Origin of the sequence: Caenispirillum salinarum AK4 (assembly GCF_000315795.1) — a bacterium.
GTDB lineage: Bacteria > Pseudomonadota > Alphaproteobacteria > Rhodospirillales > Rhodospirillaceae > Caenispirillum > Caenispirillum salinarum.
In genome coordinates, this window is sequence record NZ_ANHY01000021.1 from 134,313 (window position 1) to 156,249 (window position 21,937).

Annotated in this window: 24 protein-coding genes and 1 riboswitch; of the genes, 12 read left to right on the forward strand and 12 right to left on the reverse strand. The window is 67.8% G+C overall.

The annotated features are described in order from the left end of the window. Positions 1-10: 10 nt before the first annotated feature. Entirely contained in the window at positions 11-676 is a 666-nt protein-coding gene (locus tag C882_RS19655) for a c-type cytochrome (protein WP_009542435.1), read from the reverse strand. Further along, complete coding sequence (gene soxC, locus C882_RS19660) at positions 660-2,009, reverse strand: sulfite dehydrogenase (protein WP_236262719.1); 1,350 nt, start codon at positions 2,007-2,009, stop codon at positions 660-662. The genes C882_RS19655 and soxC overlap by 17 nt, the downstream gene beginning before the upstream one ends. A gap of 221 nt (positions 2,010-2,230) precedes the next feature. Here soxC and C882_RS19665 point away from each other — a divergent pair, with 221 nt between their 5' ends. Beyond that, entirely contained in the window at positions 2,231-2,713 is a 483-nt protein-coding gene (locus C882_RS19665; RefSeq protein WP_160166799.1) for a DsrE family protein, read from the forward strand. 170 nt (positions 2,714-2,883) lie between these two features. Here C882_RS19665 and soxB read toward each other — a convergent pair whose 3' ends face one another. The 5 genes from soxB to soxX form a co-directional block, all read right to left on the reverse strand. Then, positions 2,884-4,581, reverse strand: a complete 1,698-nt coding sequence (soxB, locus tag C882_RS19670) for a thiosulfohydrolase SoxB (RefSeq protein ID WP_009542438.1) — start codon at positions 4,579-4,581, stop codon at positions 2,884-2,886. A 157-nt stretch (positions 4,582-4,738) separates the two neighbouring features. Next, positions 4,739-5,563, reverse strand: a complete 825-nt coding sequence (gene soxA, locus C882_RS19675) for a sulfur oxidation c-type cytochrome SoxA (RefSeq protein ID WP_009542439.1) — start codon at positions 5,561-5,563, stop codon at positions 4,739-4,741. Positions 5,564-5,671: 108 nt separating this feature from the next. After that, positions 5,672-5,998, reverse strand: a complete 327-nt coding sequence (gene soxZ / locus C882_RS19680; protein ID WP_009542440.1) for a thiosulfate oxidation carrier complex protein SoxZ — start codon at positions 5,996-5,998, stop codon at positions 5,672-5,674. Positions 5,999-6,116: 118 nt separating this feature from the next. Then, complete coding sequence (gene soxY / locus C882_RS19685; protein ID WP_009542441.1) at positions 6,117-6,584, reverse strand: thiosulfate oxidation carrier protein SoxY; 468 nt, start codon at positions 6,582-6,584, stop codon at positions 6,117-6,119. 112 nt (positions 6,585-6,696) lie between these two features. Continuing rightward, positions 6,697-7,185: a sulfur oxidation c-type cytochrome SoxX gene (gene soxX, locus C882_RS19690; protein ID WP_009542442.1), complete on the reverse strand. Its 489-nt coding sequence runs from the start codon at positions 7,183-7,185 to the stop codon at positions 6,697-6,699. A gap of 405 nt (positions 7,186-7,590) precedes the next feature. Here soxX and C882_RS19695 point away from each other — a divergent pair, with 405 nt between their 5' ends. Together C882_RS19695 and C882_RS19700 are read left to right on the forward strand one after the other, a co-directional pair. Further along, entirely contained in the window at positions 7,591-7,872 is a 282-nt protein-coding gene (locus C882_RS19695) for a thioredoxin domain-containing protein (protein ID WP_009542443.1), read from the forward strand. 69 nt (positions 7,873-7,941) lie between these two features. After that, complete coding sequence (locus C882_RS19700; protein ID WP_009542444.1) at positions 7,942-8,412, forward strand: Rrf2 family transcriptional regulator; 471 nt, start codon at positions 7,942-7,944, stop codon at positions 8,410-8,412. Here C882_RS19700 and C882_RS19705 read toward each other — a convergent pair. Together C882_RS19705 and C882_RS19710 are read right to left on the reverse strand one after the other, a co-directional pair. Further along, complete coding sequence (locus C882_RS19705; RefSeq protein ID WP_009542445.1) at positions 8,399-8,806, reverse strand: hypothetical protein; 408 nt, start codon at positions 8,804-8,806, stop codon at positions 8,399-8,401. The genes C882_RS19700 and C882_RS19705 overlap by 14 nt on opposite strands. Before the next feature lie 25 nt (positions 8,807-8,831). Further along, complete coding sequence (locus C882_RS19710; RefSeq protein WP_009542446.1) at positions 8,832-9,224, reverse strand: hypothetical protein; 393 nt, start codon at positions 9,222-9,224, stop codon at positions 8,832-8,834. 140 nt (positions 9,225-9,364) lie between these two features. Then, positions 9,365-9,589: riboswitch (cobalamin riboswitch) on the forward strand. Between the two features lie 109 nt (positions 9,590-9,698). Between C882_RS19710 and C882_RS19715 the strand changes: the two genes are divergently transcribed. The 7 genes from C882_RS19715 to C882_RS24775 all read left to right on the forward strand — a co-directional run bounded on the left by C882_RS19715 (position 9,699) and on the right by C882_RS24775 (position 15,325). Next, positions 9,699-10,490 carry a DUF4198 domain-containing protein gene (locus tag C882_RS19715; RefSeq protein WP_009542447.1) on the forward strand — a complete coding sequence of 264 codons (792 nt, stop codon included), beginning with the start codon at positions 9,699-9,701 and terminating at the stop codon, positions 10,488-10,490. A gap of 7 nt (positions 10,491-10,497) precedes the next feature. Continuing rightward, positions 10,498-11,136, forward strand: coding sequence for a cobalt transporter CbiM (gene cbiM, locus C882_RS19720; protein WP_009542448.1), 639 nt, complete (start codon positions 10,498-10,500; stop codon positions 11,134-11,136). Next, the gene (locus C882_RS19725; protein WP_009542449.1) at positions 11,136-11,753 is read left to right on the forward strand and encodes a carboxypeptidase-like regulatory domain-containing protein; all 618 of its coding nucleotides are present in this window, start codon (positions 11,136-11,138) and stop codon (positions 11,751-11,753) included. The genes cbiM and C882_RS19725 overlap by 1 nt, the downstream gene beginning before the upstream one ends. 68 nt (positions 11,754-11,821) lie before the next feature. Next, on the forward strand, positions 11,822-12,115 hold the full coding sequence (locus tag C882_RS19730; protein WP_009542450.1) for a Dabb family protein: 294 nt from the start codon (positions 11,822-11,824) through the stop codon (positions 12,113-12,115). A 46-nt stretch (positions 12,116-12,161) separates the two neighbouring features. Next, positions 12,162-12,590 carry a PaaI family thioesterase gene (locus tag C882_RS19735; protein ID WP_009542451.1) on the forward strand — a complete coding sequence of 143 codons (429 nt, stop codon included), beginning with the start codon at positions 12,162-12,164 and terminating at the stop codon, positions 12,588-12,590. 118 nt (positions 12,591-12,708) lie between these two features. Continuing rightward, positions 12,709-14,481: a cation:proton antiporter gene (locus C882_RS19740; protein ID WP_009542452.1), complete on the forward strand. Its 1,773-nt coding sequence runs from the start codon at positions 12,709-12,711 to the stop codon at positions 14,479-14,481. Continuing rightward, a complete protein-coding gene (locus C882_RS24775; RefSeq protein WP_009542453.1) occupies positions 14,471-15,325 on the forward strand; it encodes a universal stress protein in 855 nt (284 codons plus the stop codon). The genes C882_RS19740 and C882_RS24775 overlap by 11 nt, the downstream gene beginning before the upstream one ends. Positions 15,326-15,391: 66 nt before the next feature. On the opposite strand, the gene C882_RS19750 is transcribed toward C882_RS24775, so the two are convergent. The 3 genes from C882_RS19750 to C882_RS19760 form a co-directional block, all read right to left on the reverse strand. Then, a complete protein-coding gene (locus C882_RS19750; protein WP_009542454.1) occupies positions 15,392-15,736 on the reverse strand; it encodes a nucleotidyltransferase family protein in 345 nt (114 codons plus the stop codon). Next, complete coding sequence (locus C882_RS23570; RefSeq protein WP_052000229.1) at positions 15,733-16,131, reverse strand: HEPN domain-containing protein; 399 nt, start codon at positions 16,129-16,131, stop codon at positions 15,733-15,735. The genes C882_RS19750 and C882_RS23570 overlap by 4 nt, the downstream gene beginning before the upstream one ends. Positions 16,132-16,264: 133 nt before the next feature. Next, positions 16,265-18,277: a protein meaA gene (locus tag C882_RS19760; protein ID WP_009542456.1), complete on the reverse strand. Its 2,013-nt coding sequence runs from the start codon at positions 18,275-18,277 to the stop codon at positions 16,265-16,267. Between the two features lie 286 nt (positions 18,278-18,563). On the opposite strand from C882_RS19760, the gene ccrA reads away from it, so the two are divergent. Together ccrA and C882_RS19770 are read left to right on the forward strand one after the other, a co-directional pair. Beyond that, positions 18,564-19,844 carry a crotonyl-CoA carboxylase/reductase gene (gene ccrA, locus C882_RS19765; protein ID WP_009542457.1) on the forward strand — a complete coding sequence of 427 codons (1,281 nt, stop codon included), beginning with the start codon at positions 18,564-18,566 and terminating at the stop codon, positions 19,842-19,844. A 99-nt stretch (positions 19,845-19,943) separates the two neighbouring features. Further along, positions 19,944-21,599 carry an acyl-CoA dehydrogenase family protein gene (locus C882_RS19770; protein WP_052000230.1) on the forward strand — a complete coding sequence of 552 codons (1,656 nt, stop codon included), beginning with the start codon at positions 19,944-19,946 and terminating at the stop codon, positions 21,597-21,599. The last annotated feature ends 338 nt before the right edge of the window (positions 21,600-21,937 follow it).

Sequence of the window (21,937 nt, forward strand, 5' to 3'; positions counted from 1 at the left end):
GTCGGCCGTGTCAGTCCACGGCCACGCCGCCGCCATCCTCCGGCGTCACATCGATCTGCGCCGCGCGGCCGACGATTTCCGTCGGGACGTCGCAGTCCTTCATGCACACCACCTCGGGCTGGGCATCGGGACGCGGGTCCTCGATGAAGCCGTCGGCGTTGGGCATCTCGATGCTGCCGATGGTTTCGTTGCTGACGACGAAATCATCCTCGACCACGTTGTTCACCCACAGGATGAAGGCGGTCAGGGCATAAGTCTGGTCCGGCGTCAGCGACTGCGCGTTGCCGAACGGCATGGCGCGGTAGATGTAGTCGTAGAGCGTGGAGGCGTGCGGCCAGTAGCTGCCCGGCGTCTTCACCGGGTTGGGACCGGCCAGCGATCCCTCGCCGCCCATGAGCACGGGGTAGCGGCCCGCGCCTTCCGCGAACTCGCCATGACAGTGGGCGCACTGCTCCAGGTAGACCTCCTCGCCTTCCATGGCGTCGCCCTGGCCCACCGGCGCGTCCTTGCCGTCGGGCCGGACGTCGATGTTCCAGCCCTTCACCTGTTCGGGCGTGGCTTCGGTGCCGAGGCCGAGCTTCAGGCCGTCACCGGCCCAGGCGGCCGTGGCGAGACCCAGGCCGACGACAGCGCCGGCCGTGGCCGCGATGAGGCGCGTCTTAACCGAGACGGACATTTTCAACCTCCCCGTTCTTGTTCACCAGCCAGGTCTGGATGGAGTTGTTGTGGTAGACGGAATGGGTGCCGCGCACCTTCTGCAGCGCCTGCATGGTGGGCTGCACCACGCCGTGCTCGTCGATGCAGCGCGACTGCATCAGCAGTTCCTGGCCGGTGTATTCGAACGGCATGCGGAACATGACCATGGACTTGTCCAGCACCGGCTGGTCGAGCTGGGCTTCCTGCCAGTTGCGGCCGCCGTCCAGCGAGACGTCGACGCGCTTGACCTTGCCGCGCCCCGACCACGCCAGGCCGCGCAACTGGTTCAGGCCCTTGTGCAGGACCGGCTTTTCCGGCGACGGAGAGGTGATGACCGACTTGGGGTCCATCTCCCAGGTGAACAGCCGCGCCTTGCCGTTGGGCATCAGGTCGGTGTACTTGCTGGTTTCCTCGCGGGCGAACCAGGGCTTGTCGCCCACCTCGATGCGGCGGATCCACTTCACCCACATGTTGCCTTCCCAGCCCGGCACCACCAGGCGCAGCGGGTAGCCGTTGCCGGGCCGCAGCGCCTCGCCGTTCATGGCCCAGGCGAGCATGCAGTCGTCCAGCGCCTTTTCCATGGGGATGGAGCGGTTCATGCCTGCCGAGTCACCGCCCTCGGCCATGATCCACTTGCCGTTCGGCTTGACCCCGGCCTCCTCCAGCACGGTGCGCAGCGGCACGCCGGTGTACTGGACGTTGTGGATCATGCCGTGGGTGAACTGCACGCCGTTTAGCTGGGCGCCGCGCCACTCCATGCCGCTGTTGGCCGCGCACTCCAGGAAGTAGAAGCGGCTGACCGACGGCATCCGCATCAGGTCCTGCAGCGTGAAGACCAGCGGCTTGTCCACCAGGCCGTTGATCATCAGCCGGAAGTCCACCGGGTTCACGATGGCCGCGCCGCCGTGGTGACGCTCGAAGCAGACACCGTTGGGGGTGACGAAGCCGTGCATGTCCTGGATGGGCGTGAAGTTGATGGACGCCTCGCGGGTCGCCGTCAGCCACTCCACCGACCGGCGCACCACGTCCTTCTCGTACTCCGACGGCAGGCCGTAGGGCTGCCAGTCCACGGAATAGCCCAGGTACTTGTTCCACTCCGGCACGTTGGGCGGCAGGTTCTCCGGGTTCGCCTCGGCCATGGTCGCCGCGCCGGCGGGGAACGCCTTGCCGCCGACCAGCCCGGCGGCGCCCACGGCACCCACGGCGGCCGCGCTGCGGCGCAGGAAGTTGCGTCGGCCGGTGTCGGCGACGGGCGCCTCGGGCGCCGGCGTCTGGGTCCGCCCGACGGGCGTCGCGTCCCTTTTCATGCTCATGTCCTCCCTGATCCTGAACTGTGGCGAGCGGGGCTCGCTGGAATGTGATCTGGCTTGTGTCGTATGTCCGATTGTCGGGCTGGAAGTGCGTCGCGCTTTGGGCCACCATGTCGCTCAGCGGCCCGCCCGCGCCGCCATGCCGCGCATTCGATCGTCGAGCGCGGCAGCGGCGGCGGACAATCCTCCGGGCCGCCATCCAGGGAGGCCCGCAGGTGCTTGACATGACGAAGAAAATCGCTCGCCGCCGCGTTACGGGCGGCCTTGTGGCGGTCGCCGCGCTGATGCTGGCGGCGCCCGTTCCCCTCGCCCCGGCCCAGGCGGCCGAGCTGGAGTTCGCCGATCCGCCGCCGGGGTTCGACACCCCGCGCAAGATCATGCTGCAACTGACCAGCGACGACGAGAAGACGGTCAACAACGTGCTGTGGAACGCCATCAACCTGCAGAAATTCTACGGGTTCGATAACGTCCAGCTCGCCATCGTCGCCTATGGCGACGGCATGAAGGCGCTGTACAAGGACAGCCCCGTCGCCGAGCGAATCGAGAACCAGCTGAAGTTCAACATCGAATACATCGGCTGCAAGAACACCATGGACACCACCGACCGCGCACCCGACGACCTGATCGAGGGCGTCGAATGGGTGCAGGCCGGCATCGCCGCCATCGTGGAACGCCAGTTGGACGGCTGGGTCTACATCGCCCCCTGACAGGGCCGCGCGGGCGCGTGGGCGGGCCGCATTGGGTCCGCCACGCCCCGGCGCCGGGGCGCGCGTGTCGATATCGTCCAGGCCAGTCATGGCCGATGTCTCCCCGGTATCACGTGCTTTCAAGGCGGCCGCCGTCCGCGCTCGGTCGGCGGCCGCGCCGGTGCGGTTCCTTAGCTGCGCACCTGAATGCTGTCGTTGGGCGCCAGTTCGACGGTCTTGTGCTTTTCGATGTAGTTGGTGACCACGTCCCAGATGGGCGGCCCCTCCGTGCCCTCGTTGACAGAGGCCCAGCCGGCGACCGTGTATTCCCTGGACGGGTCGACGGGCTCGCCCGTCTTCAGCATGGTCATGTTGCTGATGCGGCTGCCCATGGGCTTGTCCACGTCGATCGTGTAGCCCATGCCGCCGACGCGGACCATGTCGCCGCCCTGCTGGTAGAACGGGTCTGGGTTGAAGATGTTGTCGGCGACGTCCTCCAGGATCGTCTTCAGCATCTCGCCCTTCATCTGCGAACGATAAGCTTCCGGGTAGGTGATCGACGTCATGGAGTGGATGTCGTCCACCGTGATCTCCTGCCCCGGCAGCAGCGTCGCACCCCAGCGGAAGCCCGGCGACAGCGCGATCTCGGCGTCGCGTTCCTCCAGCAGCGCCTGGCAGATCAGGTCGTCGAACGTGCCGTTGAAGTTGCCCCGGCGGTAGAGCAGCGAGTCCGTCGTGCCGACCACCCGGTCGATCTCGGCCGCGAAGGGCGCGCGCACCTCTTCCACCAGTTTCGCCATGTCCGGGTCCGGCGTGATGACGTCGGAGAACACGGGGATCAGGCGATAGGTGTAGTCGGCGACCTTGCCGTTCTTCACGTCCAGGTCCAGGCGCGACAGGAACTTGCCGTGCGAGCCGGACGCGATAAGCAGCGTGCCGTCGACGTCGATGGCGCGCGGCAAGGCGTCGTGGGTGTGGCCGGTCAGCAGCACGTCCAGCCCGTCGACCATGCCCGCCAGCTTGCGGTCCACGTCAAACCCGTTGTGCGACAGCAGCACCACCACTTCCGCCCCGTTGGCGCGGGCGTTGTCGATGTGCTCCTGCACCATTTCCGGTCGGATGCCGAACGACCAGTCCGGGATCATGTAGCCGGGGTTGGCGATGGGCGTATAGGGGAAGGCCTGGCCGATGACGGCGATCTTCACGCCGCCGCGCTCGAACATCTTGGTGCTGTCGAAGACGGCCTCTTCCCAGGTGGCGTCGATGACGTTGCCCGCCAGGAAGGGGAAGTCCATCTGGTCGATCAGCTCCTGCACGCGGTCCTGGCCGTAGGTGAATTCCCAGTGCGCCGTCATGGCATCGGTGGTCAGCGCGTTCATCACCTTGACCATGTCCTCGCCCTTGGTGTGGTACGAGGTGTAGCTGCCCTGCCAGGTGTCGCCGCCGTCCAGGAACAGGGTGTTGTCCGGGCGTTCGGCGCGGATGGCCTTGATCAGCGTCGCCAGCCGGTCGACGCCGCCCAGCTTGCCGTACTGGCGGGCCAGGTCCACGAAGTCGACGTAGGTCAGCGCGTGGCACTCGGGCGTGCCGCGGGCGATGTCGAACATCTTGAGGAATTCCGGCCCGACCACGTGGGGCGGCTTGCCGGCGACTTCACCGACGCCCAGGTTCACGGACGGCTCGCGGAAGTAGACGGGCTTGAGCTGCGCGTGCATGTCGGTCACGTGCAGCAGCGTCACCTGGCCCTTGGGCGTGAAGCGCAGCAGGTCGTCCTGGGTCATCATCTTGGACTGACCATAGGCGGTGCGCCCCAGGCTCACGGTGCCGGCGCCAGTGAGGATGGCGGTGGCGGCGGTGGCGCGAAGGAAATCGCGTCGGGTAAACAGCATTTCTGGACAAGCCTCCCCGGTTCGGGCGCGCGCGTTCGCGGCCCGGGCTCATGTCGTCTCGGTCTATGGTTGAAGATCGGTCGGCGTCGCCTGCCGTTGGCGGGGCGGGACGTGAAGGCATCCCGCCCCGCCCGCCTTGGTCAGGCGATGCCTTGCGTCACTTGCGCACGGCCGGCGTCTCGATGGGCAGGCCGTTGCCGCGCCAGGTCACGTACAGCTCCAGGTTCGTGTACTCGTCGGAGCCGTAGGGCAGCTTCTCGGCGCGGATGTTGTTGTTGCAGCCGCGGAACCGGCGGTGCAGCGAGCCCACCTTCTGCCACTTCAGGCGATACAGCGGGAAGCCGTTGCCCTGGCCCTGGCTCAGCGTCTCGGCGCGGATCAGGTTACCGGCGTTGTCCACGTGGCAGTGGGTGCAGGCCAGGTCCAGCTGGCCGCGGCGGGTCTCGTAGAACTCCTTGCCCTTTTCCCAGAACTCCTTGGCCGGACCGTCGATGGACACGTCGACGGGCATGCCCTTGGACTGGTTCTTGACGTAGGCCGTCATGCCCAGCAGCTCGTCGCTTTCCCACTTGTAGGGCTCGGCCTGCATGTTCTCGGTGCGGCAGAAGTTGATGCGCTGCTCCAGGTTCATCATCTTGCCGGTCTCTTCGGAATAGACCGGATACTTCGTCGCCACACCCGCCATGCTTTCCTCGGCGTCGCCGTGGCAGTCGGCGCAGGCCTTGCCGGCGTCACCGGCCGCGTTTTCCCACTCGCTCATGCCCGTGTCGAGCCAGAGCATGGCGGGGTTCTGGAACTCGTCGTCCTGCATGGCGCGGGTTTCCGGTCCGGCATAGGTGTAGCCGGACCGCTTGTCGCCCACCTGGTATTCGCCCCACTTGCCTTCCGCCATCTCATCGGCGAACGCCGGTCCCGTGGTCAGCGCCAGGGCCGGAAGGCCGAGCGCGATGGCGGCGGCCATGGCCTTGAAAGTGGTATTCATGGTTAACCTCCCCGGTCGTTCTTTCTTTCGCCCCGACCGTTGCTCGGCCGGTGGTGGACGGGCCGGGGGCGCGCCGTGTTGCGCGGCGGCCCCGCCCCGCGAGCGGGATCAGCCTTCGACCGTCAGCTTGCTCTTCTTGGAGTAGGTGGAGCCGTCGTCGTCGTTCCAGACGAACTCGTACTCCCCGCTTTCCTGGGGCTGGTGGTAGAAGGAAATATAGGGGTTGGCCGACACCGCCGGCTCGATCTCGGCGATGAAGAAGGGCTCGCCGTTAAAGCGTGCCTCGAAGTGGTTGATGATCTGGCGCGGGATGACGTTGCCGTCGCTGTCCTTGCGCTGGCCGCTTTCCATCTTGTGGGAAATCAGCGTCTTGATCTCGACGACCTCGCCCTTGGAAGCGGACTTGGGCGCGCGCACGCGGGGCTTGCTGGCCATTGTAAAACCTCCGAACTTGTCCTGTCGCGGCCGCCTCACGCCTCTGCGTGTTCAGGCGGAACGGCCGCCATGATGTCTGTCGCCGGACCCGGCGGTCAGGCCGGCCGGCCCTGCCCGATCAGCCGCCGCAGCCGCCGATGGTCACCTTCACGGGCTGGGCCGCGCGATAGACGGAGCCGTCGCTCATTTCGGCGAAGGCGACCACGTTCTGCGTCTGCGCCAGGCGCATCCGGGTCGAGGCCTCGGCGCGGCCCGACTGCGGGGTGAACTTGAAGGTGATCACCTCGGGGGAGGGATTGCCGTCGGCCATCAGGTGCACGGCCTTGACGTAGCTGTCCTGCGTCATCGGGCTGTCGACCGACACGCCGACGGGTACGGTGTTGCCGTTCTCGGCGATTTCCGGCAGGTCCAGGGACACCTTGCCTTCCTGCGGCGTGGTGTCGCCGATCATTTCCTTGATCGCCTTCTGCACCTCTTCCGGGCTGGCCTTCGCCAGGCCGGGCATCAGGGTCATGCCGACCCCGGCGGCGGCCACGCCACCGATGGAGAAAAACACCTGTCGGCGGCTCATCGCCTTGGACATCATCTTCATCTTTCCTTGACCTTTCTTCCAAGTCTCCCCGGACGAGCGCGAGGGTTCGCGACCCGCCTTCAGTGCGGGCCCGGTGCTCGCGTCTCGCGACACGGTAGGGTCGTCCTCAGTTCGTCTGCGGTTCTTCTTCCGTCAGCGTCATCAGGTAGGCGACGACGTCTTCCACCTGCTGCGCCGTCAGGATCGGCTGATCTTCAAAACCGTCCTTGACCATGTGCAGTCCCTCGACCCTGTAGAACGCCGGCATCATGGTCTCGGGGTTGATGACCTTCGAATCCACAATGCGCAGCCGCAGGTGTTCGGGCTCGTATCGGTTGCCGACGCCCCAGAGCGACGGCCCGGTCTCGCCGTGGAACTGCTCCTCGGGAATGGGCATCTTGTGACAGCTCAGGCAGTTGCCGAGCTTGCGATCGATGGCGACCACCTTGCCGTTGACCGGATCGCCCGGCTGGCCCGTCAGACTCTCGGGAATGGTCCAGTCGTCGACCACCTTGTAGTCGACCAGATCAGCCGCCTGCGCCGGTGCGGTCAAAGCCAGACCGGCCACGGCAGCCGTCGCCACCATCGCGGAAATCGCAGATGTCTTGCGCTGCACGAACGCCTCCCTTTCTTCCCCGGTTTATTTGACACAAGGCAAAGCTCGTCCGATGCTCGCAAAGGCGCGGCCAGCATTGCGTCAACTTGTTCTAGGCGGGGCTTTGGACCTTCCGCCTCCCCACATTTTCTTATTCTACTCAGAGCACGGTGTTGTTTTGAGTCTTTGACCCGGCGGCTCTGGGTATATTAGTGTTTTCTGGAATAGCGTGACCTGATGCGACCCAGGATGCAAGAGGAAAAAAGACACAAAATTAAGCAGGCCTTGAAAGCCGCTGCGAATCAGTGACTTGGGTCGTCGCGCATGGGGAGGACAAGGAACGCCATGAAACGGATTTTGTTTTACTTGCTCAGCATTATACCCCTTTTGGGGAGTGCATCAGCGGCCCACGCGGCCGAGCTGGTTATGTTCGAAGCGCCCCGCTGCGCCTGGTGCGAGGCCTGGACAAAGGAAATCGGGCCCATCTATCCGAAGACGGAGGAAGCCGCGCGGGCGCCGCTGCGCCGCGTCGACCTGACCCAGAAGCCGCTGCCCGCCGATATCAAGACCAAGGAACCGGTGCGCATGACGCCCACCTTCGTCCTGGTGGACGACGGCGGCGAGGAAATCGGCCGGATCACCGGCTATGCCGGCGACGAGATGTTCTGGTGGCAGCTCGACAACCTCATGGAGGCCCTGGAGGACTGACCGCTCGGGGCGTGCATACTGCCGCATAAAGCGGTATCCTGGCGGCATCTTTTCGCCGGAGCCGCCGCCATGCGCCTGACCCAGCACACCGACTTCGCCCTGCGGCTGCTCATCGCGCTGGCCGTGGTGGAGCGGCGCGCGCCCGGCGCCGGCCGGACGCTGACCGTGCGCGACGTCGCCGAACGCTACACCATCTCGCGTCATCACCTGATGAAGGTCGCCAATGAACTGACGCGCCTGGGCGTGGTGGAAGGCTTGCGCGGACGCGGCGGCGGCGTGCGCCTGGCGCGCCCGGCCGAGGAGATCAGCATCGGGACGGTTGTGCGCGCCCTGGAAGCCAGCGACGACCTGGTGGAATGCTTCGACCGGGCTTCCGACGCCTGCGCCATTTCCCCCGCCTGCCGGCTCAAGGGCCTTCTGGGCCAGGCGCAGGAGGCCTTCCTGGCGGTGCTCGACCGTCACACGCTGGCCGACGTGGTGCGCCGCCCGGATGCGCTGGAGGCCCTGCTGGGCCTGAGTCCCGAGGTCAGGGCCGACTGACGCCGCCGTGGCGCAGGTGTGTGTCGTGCTGGTGGGTGAACCGCAGGGCCTGCCAGCGCTCGTCCAGCGGCACGCATTCCGTTGCGCCGAAGCCTTCGGCGATCAGGGGCTGCCAGCCCTTTTCCCGCGTCAGGTCACTGTGGGACCCGCGTGGATGGGCCACCCAGAACACCGCATCCTCGGCCAGGACAGGCACGGCGCGCGGCACCAGGGCCTGCAGCGCTGCCCGATCGGACGCGAAGGCCAGCAGCCAGGAACACGGACCCCCGCCGACCCACGTCACCCCTTCGGCCGCCATGGCAGGCAGCCGTCGGGACCAGTCATCCGGCGCGTCCATGAGGCGCGCAACGGAGCCCGGAACAAGGTGCAGGCGGTCAAGCAGCTCGGCGGTCATGGCGTCGTCTCGCGGCGAGGGCCGGCTACTGCTCCAGCGCCGGCCGCAGATAGGTGTCGAACAGGGCGATGTGGCGCTCGACGCGGGGACTGTCGCAGCCGTCCTCGGCCACCACCTCGCCCATTTCGCGGGCCGCCGCCTCCAGCTCGGCCAGGGCCTCGGACTCGCTCTTGGGCACCTCGACGGTTTGCAGCAGGCGCATCTGGATGCGCTCCAGGTCGACCTTTTCCGGCGTCGCGTCCGTGCAGCGCAGCCACGCGATCAGGGCCTTCTGCAGGTCCAGGTGCGACGGATTGTCGAGCGGCGCCGTCTCGTGGGTCAGGGCCGATTCGCCGCCGACCTGGGCGATGGCCGGCGGGGCGGCGGGAACAAGCAGCGCGCCGGCGAGCGCGGCAGCGGCGATGGATCGCAACATCATGGGATTCGGGTCCTTCCGGCCTGGGCCGTATGGGGGAGTGTCTCTTCTCGCCTTACGCGCGGGCGGCGGTGAAGGTTCCTCGACAGCCGCCCGATTGCAAGCCCTCGCAGCCTGTCGTTGAGGTGCCCCTTCTGCTCTGCTAGGGTTGCGTCGGTGCCGGTTCCCGGAAACGGGATTGAAAGGGAACACGGGACGGCAGGGCTTGCGACGACCGCGTCCGCCCCGCCGAGCCGTGGCTGCCCCCGCAACTGTGCGCGGCGAGTCTCCGCCCCACCTGAAACCATGGCCACTGGCACAGCCGGGAAGGCCGCGGATGGAGACGACGACCCGCAAGCCAGGAGACCTGCCGGCGCAAGCGTCGCCTTTCCGATGGCCGGGGTGTGCCATTGGTCCGGTTCTATCCGCAGCGGTGGCGCGCTGAACCCAACGTCACGCCACCGCCCCGGCCGGATCTCCGCGCCGGACGGAAGAGCCATGAAAGGACCCGACGCCATGCGTCAGACCACGTTCACGCTTTTCGCCGCCGCTGCCCTGACGGCCGCCGCCGCGCCGGCCGCCGCGCACTTCCAGGAAATCATCCCCTCGGCCGACATCCTGACGCAGGACACGGGCCCGACGGTGGACCTGGACGTCCGCTTCACGCATCCGATGGAACAGGGGCCGCTCATGGACATGGCCCCGCCCACGCGCATTGGCGTCCTGGCCGACGGCACGGTCAGCGACCTGACCGACACCGCCCAGCCGCGCGAGATCGACGGCAGGACGGCCTACACCCTCTCCCACACCGTGGCGATGCCGACCGATTACGTGTACTTCGTCACGCCGGCGCCCTACTGGGAGCCCGCCGAAGGCAAGATGATCGTCCACCACACCAAGGTCGTCGTCGATGCCTTCGACGCCCAGGAAGGATGGGACGCCCTCGTCGGCCTGCCGGTCGAGATCGAGCCGCTGGTGCGGCCCTACGGCCTGTGGACGGGCAACGTCTTCCGCGGCATCGTGCGCAAGGACGGCGAGCCGGTGCCCTTCGCCGAGGTGGAGGTTGAATGGCGCAACGACGGGTCTGTCACCGCGCCGGCGGACGCCTTCATCACCCAGGTCATCAAGGCCGGGCCGGACGGGGTGTTCTCCTACGCCATGCCGCGCGCCGGCTGGTGGGGCTTCGCCGCCCTGGTGGAGGCCGACGATCCGGTGGCCAACCCCGACGGCGACATGGTGCCGCTGGAGGAAGGCGGGCTGATGTGGGTCAACGTCCGCGACATGGAGTAACGGAACCATGGTGCACATGGTGGAGGGCGTGGTCAGCGCGCCCGTCATCGCGGGCTGCACCGCCCTGGCTGCCGCCGGGGTGGGCTACGGCCTGACGAAGCTCAAGGCCGACGACATGCCCAAGGCGGCAGTGGTGGGGGCGGCGTTCTTCGTCGCCTCCCTGATCCACGTGCCCGTCGGGCCGTCGAGCGCCCACCTGCTGGCGAACGGCCTCATGGGCCTGCTTCTGGGCTGGAGCGCGCTGCCCGCCATGGCGGTGGCGCTGCTGCTGCAGGCGGCCTTCTTCGGCTTCGGAGGCGTCACCACGCTGGGCGTCAACCTGGTGCTGATCGGCCTGCCCGCCATCATCGTCCACCACCTGTTCCGCGACCTGGTGACCCGCGGCCGGAGCGCCTGGGCGGCGGGCTTCGCCTGCGGGGCGCTGGCCATCGCTCTGTCGGCCCTGGGCGCCGCCGGAGCACTGGCGGCTTCGGGCGCGGCGTTCGTGCCGGCGGCCAAGCTGGTGGTGCTGGCTCATCTGCCGGTGATGGCCGTCGAAGGCGTGGTGACGGCCGCCGCCGTCTCCCTGCTCGCCCGCGTCAAGCCGGATGCCCTGTGGACGCGGCCCGCCCCGCAGCCCGTGCCCGCCGTGGGGAGCAACGCCTGATGCGCACGCTCCCGCTCATCACGGCGCTGGCCATCCTGCTGCTGGCGCTGACGGCCGCGCCGTCCGCGTGGGCGCACAAGATCAAGCTGTTCGCGACGGTGGAGGGCACCACCATCACAGGCACCGTCTACGTTCCCGGCGGCGGGCGGGTCTCGGGCGCAGAGGTGACGGCGGCCGGACCGGACGGCGCGGCGCTGGGAACGGCCGTCACCGATGCCGAAGGCCGCTTCTCGCTGGAGGCCACCCGCCGGGTGGACCACCTGCTGGAGGTCGATACCGGTGACGGCCACCGCGCCACCTTCCGCGTCACCGCCGCCCAGTTGCCGCCCACCCTGCCTGGACCAAAGGGGGCGCCCGCCTCCGCCAAGGCCGCCCCGGCGGCCGAAACCCAGCCGGCGCAGGACACCGCGGCGCCGGCCATGTCGGAAGCCGCCCTGGAGGCCGTCGTCGCCCGCGCGGTGGCGGCCCAGGTCAACCCGCTGCGCGAGCAGATGGCCGCCCGGGAAGACCGCCTGCGCCTTCAGGACGTCCTGGGCGGGCTCGGCTGGATCATGGGCGTGACGGGCATCGGCTTCTTCCTTCTGGCGCGGCGGGAGCGCAAGCGCGGCGGCGGATGATGGACTTCCATGCTGCGGCGCGGCAGGATGCGGGCTGATCCTGACTCCGAGAGGCCGCGCCGTCCGCCATGCTGCGTCACATCGTCCTGTTTTCCGCCAAGGACCCTGCCGACATTCCCGCCATCCGCGACGGCCTGTCCATCCTGCGCGATATCCCGCACGCCCGGCTTCTGGAAGTGGCCGTGAACGAACGCCACGATGCCCTGTCCGACGAGCCGGACGTGGTGGTCTACGGCGAGTTCGACGACGCCGAGGCCCTGGCCGCCTACAAGGCGCATCCGCTCTACCTGGAAAGCATCCGCCGCGTCCGCCCCCTGCGCGACATGCGCCTGGCCGTGGACTACACGGTGCCGGCGGGGTGACGCGCGGGGGCTGTGCCGCGCCGGCGGCTGGTGCTAGGCTGGGTCCATGAGCGCCATCACCCTTCCCGAGTTCCAGAAGATCATCGAGGCCGACGCGCCCTTCGTGCCCGTCTTCGGCATCGAGACCGTGTCCATCGGCACGGGCGAGGCGACCCTGCGCATCGCCCAGCGGCACGACCTGCTGCGCGGCCCCAACCGCGACCGCATGGCCGAGCCCGTGCTCATGGCGCTGGCCGACCTGACGCTGTATGCGGTCGTGCTCAGCCATGTCGGTCCCGTCGCCCTGGCCGTGACCACCAGCATGTCCGTCGACGTGGTCGACACGCCCGGCGCCAGCAGCGTCGTCGCCCACGGCCGCACGCTCAAGGCGGGCAAGCGCCTGGTCGTCGCCGGCGTGCGCATCACCGCCGAGGACGACGGCCGCCCCATCGCCAACTGCACCGGCACCTACTCCATCCCCCCGGCACGATTGTAACCCATTGGTTCCATTAGGTCCGAACGCCCCTTACCTTTAACCGGCCGGACGATTGAAACGGACCGGCCGGCGCCCATAATGTGGGTAAGGGCTATGAGGAGGAGGGGACGGCTCGGTTATGGGTCTGGATAACGTTTTTCACGAACTTTCGATCGTGCTGCTGTTCGCGGCGGCCGTGGGCGCGATCGGCCTGGTGCTGAAGCAGCCGCTTGTGGTGTCGTTCATCGCCGCCGGCATCCTGGCCGGACCGTCGGTGCTGGACATCGCCACGGCGTCGGAGCACCTGGACGTGCTGGCGAAGTTCGGCATCGCCATCCTGCTGTTCGTCGTCGGCCTGAAGCTCGACCTCCATTTGATCCGCACCATGGGCGCCGTGGCGCTGACGACGGGCCTGGGGCAGGTGTTGTTCACCTCCGTCATCGGCTTTTTCATATGCCTGTGGCTGGGCATCGACCCGCTGGCGAGCCTGTATATCGCCGTCGCCATCACCTTTTCGTCGACCATCATCATCGTCAAGCTGCTGTCGGATAAAGGCGAGATCGACGCCCTGCACGGCCGCGTCGCGCTGGGCTTCCTGATCGTGCAGGACATCGTGGTGGTGCTGGTGATGGTGGTCGTCTCGGCGCTGGCCGCCGGCACCGGCACGACCAACGGCGAGGAACTCGGCGCCGCCGGCATCGCGCTGCGCGTGGGCGAGGTGGTCGGCAAGGGCGTGCTGATGGTGGGCGCGGTCGCACTGTTCATCCGCTACCTCGCCCGGCCCATGTTCGACCGCATCGCCCGCTCGCAGGAACTGATGGTGCTGCTGGCCGTGGGCCTGGCCGTCGCGTTTGCCTCGGGCGCCGACCTGCTGGGCTTCAGCATGGAACTGGGCGCCTTCCTGGCGGGCGTGGCGCTGGCCTCCACCCCCTACCGCGACGTCATCGGGGCGCGCCTGAACCCCTTGCGCGACTTCATGCTGCTGTTCTTCTTCATCTCGCTCGGCAGCCACATGGACGTGTCCACGGTCGGCGACCAGATCCTGCCCGCCCTGGTGCTGTCGGCCTTCGTGCTGATCGGCAACCCGCTCATCGTGCTGGTCATCATGGGCGTGATGGGCTACCGCAAGCGCACCGGCTTCCTGGCCGGGCTGACGGTGGCCCAGATCAGCGAATTCTCGCTCATCTTCATGGCCATGGGCCTGGCGCTGGGCCACGTCTCCGGCGCCGACGTGGGGCTGGTGACGCTGGTGGGCATCGTGACCATCGGCCTGTCCACCTACATGATCCTTTATTCCCACCGCCTCTACCGCTGGCTGGAGCCCGTGCTCGGGCCGTTCGAGCGCAAGGTGGCCCACCGCGAGGCGGGGGCCGAGGAGGAGGTCGTGGAAGCGCGCCCCGACGTCATCCTGTTCGGCCTCGGGCGCTATGGCAGCAACATCGTGCGCGGCCTGGCGCGGCGGGACGTCGCGGTCCTGGGCGTCGACTTCGACCCCGAGGTGGTGCGCGAACGGCGCGAGGCCGGATGGTCGGTGGTCTACGGCGACGCCAGCGACCCCGATTTCGCCGAGACCCTGCCGCTGTCCACCGCCAGCTGGGTGGTCCTGGCCGTCCCCGCCGTGCGCCCCGTGCCCGGCGCCTCCGACCCCAGCGAGACGAACGTGCGCGCCCTGCGCACCGGCGGCTATACTGGACGCATCGCCGCCACCGCGCACTCCGCCGCCGACGCCGCCCGGCTGAAGCGCGCCGGCGCCGACGTGGTGCTGCTGCCCTACGCCGACGCCGCCCGCCGCGCGGTGGAGGTGATCGCCGATGCCGACGCCGACTCTGACGCCGACGCCGATTCCTCCGCCGAAACGGCGTCCAGCACCGTCACACCTTATCGCCGAGGAGCCGCCGCCGATGCCTCCTGATATCGCCCCGCCTGCCACCATCCTCATGGCCACCGACCTCTCGGCCCGCGCCGACCGCGCATTGACCCGCGCCGTCCACATGGCGCGCGAGACCGGCGCGGCGCTGGAGGTGCTGCACGTGGTCGACCAGGACCTGCCGCCGGCCCTGCGCGATGCCCACCACCTGCAGGCCGAACGCCTCGTTCGCGAACAGGTCGCCGCCCTGGCCGAGAACACCTCCGTGCAATGGGACGTGCGCATCGCCGCAGGCATCGATATCGAAGAGATCATCCGCCACGCAGAGGCCGCCGGTGCCGGGGTCATCGTCCTGGGGGCCTCGCGGCCCGGGCGCTTCCGCTCCATCGTCTTCGGCGCCACCGCCAACCGCGTCATGCGCCTGAGCCGCGTGCCCGTGCTGGTGGTCAAGGCCGGCTTCCGGGGCGCCTACCGGCAGGTGATGGCGGCCGTCGACACCTCCCCCGCCGCGGCCCGCGCCCTGGAGCACGCGCTTGCCTGGTGGCCCGAGGCGACGACCGAAGCAGTGCACGTCACCGACCCGGCGCTTCCCGCCCTGCTGCCCGCCAGCGACGAATACAGCGCCGACACCCACGACACCGCCGTCAACGCGCTCTATCCGCTGGTCCACCGCCTGCGCCACGACACCGGCCACCGCCTGCCCCTGGAAATCGTGGAAGGCCAGGCCGGCCCCGCCCTGGTGGCACGGCTGAAACGGTTCGCCACCGACCTGGCCGCCATCGGCTCCATCGGCGACACCTCCCCCTTCCGCGCCGCCTTCGGAGGCACCGCCGACCACCTCATCCACGAAGCCCCCTGCGACGTGCTGGTGGTACCGCCGGTGGCTTGAGGGCTTCGGCGCGCTGCGCCGATGGAAGGCGGGGGAGGCGACGCGCCTCCCCCGGACCCCCTGCGGTTAGGGGGAGCGGTGCCAGACGGTGACGCCGTCGCGGTCGATCTCCGCCATCATGTGCGGGTCCCGGGCCGGGTCCAGGTAGATGACGTCCACCGGACGCTCCAGCGGCAGAAGTGCGGCGGTGTCCAAGTCGCCTGGGCGTACGCCCTCGCCGATCACCGCGAGGTCCACGTCGGACAGGCCGTGAAAATCGCCGCGCGCGACCGAGCCGAAGGTGGCAATCCGCTCAACACGAGGCGCCTTCTCGGCGCCGGAGAGAATTTCGCGCAGGCAGGACAGGATTTCACCGCGGATGCGTTCGCGGGACGCCTTGGCGCGGGCGGCGATGTCCAGGGGGAGTGTCATGCCCCCTCTCCGAACTTGCTCCACGCCGCTTCCGCCACTGTTAGAGCGCGCGTTGCGCGGTCCGCATCAAACATCTCGCCCGGCGCCGTCAGGGCATCGCCCATGGGGTAGCGTGCGGTCACCGCGAAGTCGCTGAGTTCATTCAAAGCGCCCAGATCGCGCCGCTCCTCCGGCGTCAGAAGCCCAACCTGCTCCAGGACACGAGCCAGTCCCACAAGGTCATGGGTGCGAGGCGGCGTCTGCCCGGCCTCGATCAACACGGCCTTGAACAGCTTCTCGACCGACTGCTGGGCAGCATTGCACGCCCACTCGAAGTCCTCCATCTCGAAGGACTTTCGAGAGTGCGCCAGATCGCGCCCCGCCTGCCGGCGCCAAGCATCGGCCACGGGCGTCATATGCGGCCTTTCGTCGTCATGGGGCTATTGTCGGCCAACACCGCCCAACACACAAGCCGGTCCAGGACCCGCCGGGTCCTGGCGGGGAGTGTGAGGGGCGGCGCCCCTCACCGGCGCGGCAGCGCCTCCCACATCAAGCGGCTTCCTGCGTCTCGCTGTCGACCAGTTCGATGATGTCGCCGACGATCTGGGTCAGGTCGTAGTCCTTGGGCGTGTAGACGCGCGCCACGCCGGCGGCCTTGAGGGTCTGTTCGTCCTCGTGCGGGATGATGCCGCCGACGATGACCGGAGTATCCCCCAGCCCTGCCGCGCGCATGCGGTCCATGACGTCGGTGACCAGCGTCACATGGCTGCCCGACAGGATGGACAGGCCGACCACGTGCACGCCTTCTTCCAGCGCGGCGTTGACGATCTGCGCCGGGGTGAGGCGGATGCCTTCGTAAACCACTTCCATGCCGGCGTCGCGGGCGCGGACGGCCACCTGCTCGGCGCCGTTGGAGTGGCCGTCCAGCCCCGGCTTGCCGACGAGGATCTTCACGCGGCGGCCCAGGCGGTCGGAGACCTGGTCGACGCGTTCGCGCACCTTGACCATGCCGCCTTCCTTGGCCGCGCCCGCCGCCCGGCCGACGCCGGTCGGCGCCCGGTATTCGCCGAAGATTTCGCGCAGCGTCTGCGACCATTCGCCGGTGGTGACGCCGGCGTGGGCGCAGGCGATGGAGGGCTCCATGATGTTGCGGTCTTCCTTCGCGGCGGCGGCGAGGTCGGCCAGGGCCTTGTCGGCGGCGGCCTGATCGCGGTTGGAGCGCCAGCCGTTCAGGGCATCGATCTGCGCCTTCTCGAAGCTTTCATCCACGGTCATGATGGAGCCTTCGCCGGTGGTGAGCGGGCTGGGCTCCGCTTCCTGGAAGGCGTTGACGCCCACCACCGTCATGTCGCCGGACTCGATCGCCTTCAGGCGCCTCGTGTTGGATTCCACCAGCCGCTGCTTCATGTAGCTGGACTCGACGGCCGAGATGGCGCCGCCCATGGCGTCGATGCGGGCCAGTTCCTCGCGCGCCTGTTCCTTCAGGGCCTCGACCTTGGCGTCGACCACGGCGGAGCCGTCGAACAGGTCGCCGTATTCCAGCAGGTCGGTCTCGTAGGCGACGATCTGCTGGAGGCGCAGCGACCACTGCTGATCCCACGGGCGCGGCAGGCCCAGCGCCTCGTTCCAGGCGGGAAGCTGCACGGCGCGGGCGCGGGCCTTCTTCGACAACGTGACAGCCAGCATCTCCACCAGGATGCGGTAGACGTTGTTTTCCGGCTGCTGCTCGGTCAGGCCCAGGCTGTTGACCTGCACGCCGTAGCGGAAGCGGCGGTACTTCGGATCTTCCACGCCATAGCGGTTGACGCAGATTTCATCCCACAGGTCCACGAAGGCGCGCATCTTGCACATCTCGGTGATGAAGCGGATGCCGGCGTTGACGAAGAAGCTGATGCGGCCGACCACCTTGGGGAAGTCCTCCGCCGGCACCTGGCCGGAATCGCGCACCGTGTCCAGCACCGCCTGGGCGGTGGCGAGCGCGAAGGCCAGTTCCTGCTCGGGCGTCGCGCCGGCTTCCTGCAGGTGGTAGCTGCACACGTTCATGGGGTTCCACTTGGGAACCTCCTTATAGGTGAAGGCCACTACGTCGTTGGTCAGCTTGAGGCTCGGCTGCGGCGGGAAGATGTAGGTGCCGCGCGACAGGTATTCCTTGACGATGTCGTTCTGCGTGGTGCCCTGGAGGCTCTTGCGCTCCGCCCCCTGGCGCTCGGCGGCGGCGATGTAGAGCGACAGCAGCCACGGCGCCGGGGCATTGATGGTCATGGAGGTGTTCATCTGCCCGAGCGGAATGCCGTCGAACAGGGTTTCCATGTCGCCCAGGTGGCAGACCGGCACGCCCACCTTGCCCACTTCGCCGCGCGCCAGCGGGTGGTCGGAGTCGTAGCCCGTCTGGGTCGGCAGGTCGAAGGCCACCGAGAGGCCCGTCTGGCCGCGGGAAAGATTCTTTCGGTAGAGCTTGTTGCTCTCCACGGCCGACGAATGACCCGAATAGGTCCGGAAAAGCCAGGGCTTGTCACGCTTGGGCGCCGACTCGGCGGTGGTGGAAGCGGGCTTCTCGGTCATGCGGATCTCCTCCGAAAGCGGTGACAGCGCACCAAAGTTTCAACCCTGGGTTTGGCCGTGGCGTCATTTTGTTTCGCCCGTCATGGCCTGTTGTGCAAGAAAGTATCATTTTGTGCATTGCGAAGAAAGCGACAAAACGCTAAGGATGGGTCAACGCCGTCCGCCGCAACCAACGTCCCACCGCGGCCATTGGCTTCCTGGTGCAGCGCAACATGGGGACGCAACGCCCGCGCCGCTGCCGATGTCCCTTGGACGGCCCGGACACGACAAAGGGGAGTGCGTATAGATGACCAGCACGGCCGAAGTGATCGAGCTTAAAGCCGGTCAGGAAAAGAAGGACCTCTACGAGATCGGCGAAATCCCGCCGCTCGGCCACGTGCCCAAGAAGATGTATGCCTGGGCCATCCGCCGCGAGCGTCATGGCGAGCCGGAAGAGTCTTTCCAGGTTGAAACCGTGGATGTCGTCGAGCCCGACAGCCACGAGGTGCTGGTCATGGTCATGGCCGCCGGCGTCAATTACAACGGCGTGTGGGCCGGCCTCGGCAAGCCCATCAGCCCGTTCGACGTGCATGGCGCCGACTACCACATCGCGGGCTCCGACGCCTCGGGCATCGTGTGGGCCGTGGGGTCGAAGGTGAAGAACTGGAAGGTGGGCGACGAGGTCGTCATCCACTGCAACCAGGACGATGGCGACGACGAGGAATGCAATGGCGGCGACCCGCTGCTCTCCCCCACCCAGCGCATCTGGGGCTACGAGACGCCGGACGGCTCCTTCGCCCAGTTCACCACGGTCCAGGCGCAGCAGCTGATGCCGCGCCCCAGGCACCTGACCTGGGAAGAGAGCGCCTGCTACACCCTGACGCTGGCGACCGCCTACCGCATGCTGTTCGGCCACCGCCCGCACGTGCTGCGTCCCGGCCACAACGTGCTGATCTGGGGCGCCTCGGGCGGCCTGGGGTCCATGGCGATCCAGCTGTGCGCCACCGCCGGCGCCAACGCCATCGGCGTGATTTCCGATGAATCCAAGCGCGACTTCGTCATGAGCCTGGGTGCCAAGGCCGTGCTGAACCGCAAGGACTTCAACTGCTGGGGCCAGCTGCCGACCGTGAACGGCGAGGGCTTCAAGGAGTACATGAAGGAGACCCGCAAGTTCGGCAAGGCGATCTGGGAGATCACCGGCAAGGGCAACGATGTCGACATCGTGTTCGAGCACCCCGGCGAGATGACCTTCCCCGTCAGCTGCAACGTGGTCAAGCGCGGCGGCATGGTGGTGTTCTGCGCCGGCACCACGGGCTTCAACCTAACCTTCGACGCCCGCTTCGTGTGGATGCGCCAGAAGCGTATCCAGGGCAGCCACTTCGCCCACCTGAAGCAGGCCAGCCAGGCCAACCGCCTAGTGATCGAGCGCCGCATCGACCCCTGCATGTCGGAAGTGTTCTCGTGGGAGGACATCGCCAAGGCGCACACCAAGATGATGAACAACCAGCACAAGCCCGGTAACATGGCCGTGATGGTCCAGGCCAAGGTGCCCGGCCGCCGCACCATCGAGGACGTGCTGGAGGGCTGATCGCCCGCCGCATCATCACCGCAGAAGGCGCGCCCGGCCGCTCATCCGGGCGGGCGCGCCGACCGTCCCTTCCCCTGCCATGCGAGAAGATCCGTGCAGATGCCCGCCAAGCTCATCATCCCCGACCTGCTGCACACCTGCGAAAAGGCCCTCTACACCGTTCGCGGCCTGCTGGACGTCATCAAGGAGCGCCTGAGCGCCAAGGTGATGGTCGACGGCAAGGTGGACTCGGCCGCCCTGGAACAGCACCAGTTCGCCGCCCACGGCTACGCCTGGTACTGCACCTACGAGGCCGCCCTGACCCAGATGCTCGCCTGGGGCAAGCGCCTTGAGGAACAGGGCTCCTTCACCGAGCTTGAGCAGCTGCTGGTCCAGGCCGCCTACTCCGAATACCTGCACCAGATCTTCGGCGGCCTGCCCATGAGCCAGGGCGAAATGGTCCGCCTGGCCGACTTCGACATCGAGGTGCGCCAGCGCCAGCTGCTGCAAAGCCCGCAGACCACGCTGCTGCGCGAACACGGCTACACCAATGCCTGCAAGAAGCGCATCGCCGAGCTGATCCAGGACGGCGAGCACTTCGGCCACCTGGGCCTCCAGGACGAAACCCTGGACATGGTGCGCGACACCTTCCGCAAGTTCTGCGAGGAGCAGGTCGTCCCCCACGCCCACGACTGGCACCTGAAGGACGAACTGATCCCCATCGAGATCATCGCGCAGATGGCGGAACTGGGCGTCTTCGGCCTGACCATCCCCGAGGAATACGGCGGGCACGGCATGGGCAAGACCGCCATGTGCGTGGTGACCGAGGAACTGTCGCGCGCCTACATCGGCGTCGGCTCGCTCGGCACCCGCTCGGAAATCGCCGCCGAGCTGATCCGCCTGGGCGGCACGGAAGAGCAGAAACAGAAGTACCTGCCCAAGATCGCCGCCGGCGACATCCTGCCGACGGCTGTCTTCACCGAGCCCAACACCGGCTCCGACCTCGCCAGCCTTCGCACCCGCGCGGTGAAGCAGGGTGACGAATACGTGGTGACCGGCAACAAGACCTGGATCACCCACGCCAGCCGGTCGGACCTGATGACCCTGCTCGCCCGCACCAACCCGGACGAGAAGGGCTATCGCGGCCTCTCCATGCTGCTGGCCGAGAAGCCGCGCGGCACCGACGACCAGCCGTTCCCGGCCGAAGGCATGGACGGCGGCGAGATCAAGGTGCTCGGCTACCGCGGCATGAAGGAATACGAACTCTCCTTCGATGGATTCAAGGTGCCGGCCGAGAACCTGCTGGGCGGCCAGGAAGGCCAGGGCTTCAAGCAGCTCATGGAGACCTTCGAAAGCGCCCGCATCCAGACCGCCGCCCGCGCCGTCGGCGTCGCCCAGAACGCGCTGGAAACCGGCCTGCGCTACGCCAACGAACGCATCCAGTTCGGCAAGCCCATCTACGAATTCCCCCGCGTCTTCACCAAGCTGGCGTGGATGGCGGTGGAAACCATGGTGGCGCGCCAGCTCACCTACTTCGCCGGCGAGGAAAAGGACTCGGATCGCCGCTGCGACATCGAAGCCGGCATGGCCAAGCTGCTGGCCGCCCGCGTGGCGTGGTCCAACGCCGACAACGCCCTGCAGGTCCACGGCGGCAACGGCTACGCCGAGGAATACCAGATCAGCCGCATCCTCTGCGACGCCCGCATCCTGAACATCTTCGAGGGCGCGGCCGAGATCCAGGCCCACGTCGTGGCGCGCGGCCTGCTGACGCGGTAAGGGTTCGGGTCAACGTCCAAGAGCAAGAGAAACCGGCGGTCGCTGTGAAGGCGGCCGCCGTTTTCGTTCGTTCGGGCGCTGACGCGCTTGGGCGGCCGCCCCCCGCGTATGCGAGAGGCGCGGCCTCTCGCGCTCTCGCTGAGGAGGCGCTGCCGGGGCATGAGCGGGACCGGATGAGCCGCACCCGACGGGCCCCGGTTTCAAGGACGTGACGATATCGCCTGAACGCGTCTGGCGGCTTCGCAAAGGCGGCTGACGGGGCGCGCCCGGGTCCCTGCGTTCGCAGGCTGTAAAGGGTCCCGTCCCAGCGAGTGGTGTAGGAGCTGAGGCTGATCCGC

Coding starts and splice junctions, on each gene's coding strand:
- soxC (WP_236262719.1), bottom strand. CDS start 2,009: ATGAGCATGAAAAGGGACGCGACGCCCGTCGGGCGGACCCAGACGCCG.
- C882_RS19770 (WP_052000230.1), top strand. CDS start 19,944: ATGCCCGCCAAGCTCATCATCCCCGACCTGCTGCACACCTGCGAAAAG.
- C882_RS19695 (WP_009542443.1), top strand. CDS start 7,591: ATGTTCGAAGCGCCCCGCTGCGCCTGGTGCGAGGCCTGGACAAAGGAA.
- C882_RS19705 (WP_009542445.1), bottom strand. CDS start 8,806: ATGACCGCCGAGCTGCTTGACCGCCTGCACCTTGTTCCGGGCTCCGTT.
- soxB (WP_009542438.1), bottom strand. CDS start 4,581: ATGCTGTTTACCCGACGCGATTTCCTTCGCGCCACCGCCGCCACCGCC.
- C882_RS19740 (WP_009542452.1), top strand. CDS start 12,709: ATGGGTCTGGATAACGTTTTTCACGAACTTTCGATCGTGCTGCTGTTC.
- C882_RS19715 (WP_009542447.1), top strand. CDS start 9,699: ATGAAAGGACCCGACGCCATGCGTCAGACCACGTTCACGCTTTTCGCC.
- C882_RS19760 (WP_009542456.1), bottom strand. CDS start 18,277: ATGACCGAGAAGCCCGCTTCCACCACCGCCGAGTCGGCGCCCAAGCGT.
- C882_RS23570 (WP_052000229.1), bottom strand. CDS start 16,131: ATGACGCCCGTGGCCGATGCTTGGCGCCGGCAGGCGGGGCGCGATCTG.
- soxZ (WP_009542440.1), bottom strand. CDS start 5,998: ATGGCCAGCAAGCCCCGCGTGCGCGCGCCCAAGTCCGCTTCCAAGGGC.
- C882_RS19750 (WP_009542454.1), bottom strand. CDS start 15,736: ATGACACTCCCCCTGGACATCGCCGCCCGCGCCAAGGCGTCCCGCGAA.
- C882_RS19735 (WP_009542451.1), top strand. CDS start 12,162: ATGAGCGCCATCACCCTTCCCGAGTTCCAGAAGATCATCGAGGCCGAC.
- C882_RS19665 (WP_160166799.1), top strand. CDS start 2,231: ATGACGAAGAAAATCGCTCGCCGCCGCGTTACGGGCGGCCTTGTGGCG.
- cbiM (WP_009542448.1), top strand. CDS start 10,498: ATGGTGCACATGGTGGAGGGCGTGGTCAGCGCGCCCGTCATCGCGGGC.
- soxY (WP_009542441.1), bottom strand. CDS start 6,584: ATGATGTCCAAGGCGATGAGCCGCCGACAGGTGTTTTTCTCCATCGGT.
- C882_RS19710 (WP_009542446.1), bottom strand. CDS start 9,224: ATGATGTTGCGATCCATCGCCGCTGCCGCGCTCGCCGGCGCGCTGCTT.
- C882_RS24775 (WP_009542453.1), top strand. CDS start 14,471: ATGCCTCCTGATATCGCCCCGCCTGCCACCATCCTCATGGCCACCGAC.
- ccrA (WP_009542457.1), top strand. CDS start 18,564: ATGACCAGCACGGCCGAAGTGATCGAGCTTAAAGCCGGTCAGGAAAAG.
- C882_RS19700 (WP_009542444.1), top strand. CDS start 7,942: ATGCGCCTGACCCAGCACACCGACTTCGCCCTGCGGCTGCTCATCGCG.
- C882_RS19655 (WP_009542435.1), bottom strand. CDS start 676: ATGTCCGTCTCGGTTAAGACGCGCCTCATCGCGGCCACGGCCGGCGCT.
- C882_RS19730 (WP_009542450.1), top strand. CDS start 11,822: ATGCTGCGTCACATCGTCCTGTTTTCCGCCAAGGACCCTGCCGACATT.
- C882_RS19725 (WP_009542449.1), top strand. CDS start 11,136: ATGCGCACGCTCCCGCTCATCACGGCGCTGGCCATCCTGCTGCTGGCG.
- soxA (WP_009542439.1), bottom strand. CDS start 5,563: ATGAATACCACTTTCAAGGCCATGGCCGCCGCCATCGCGCTCGGCCTT.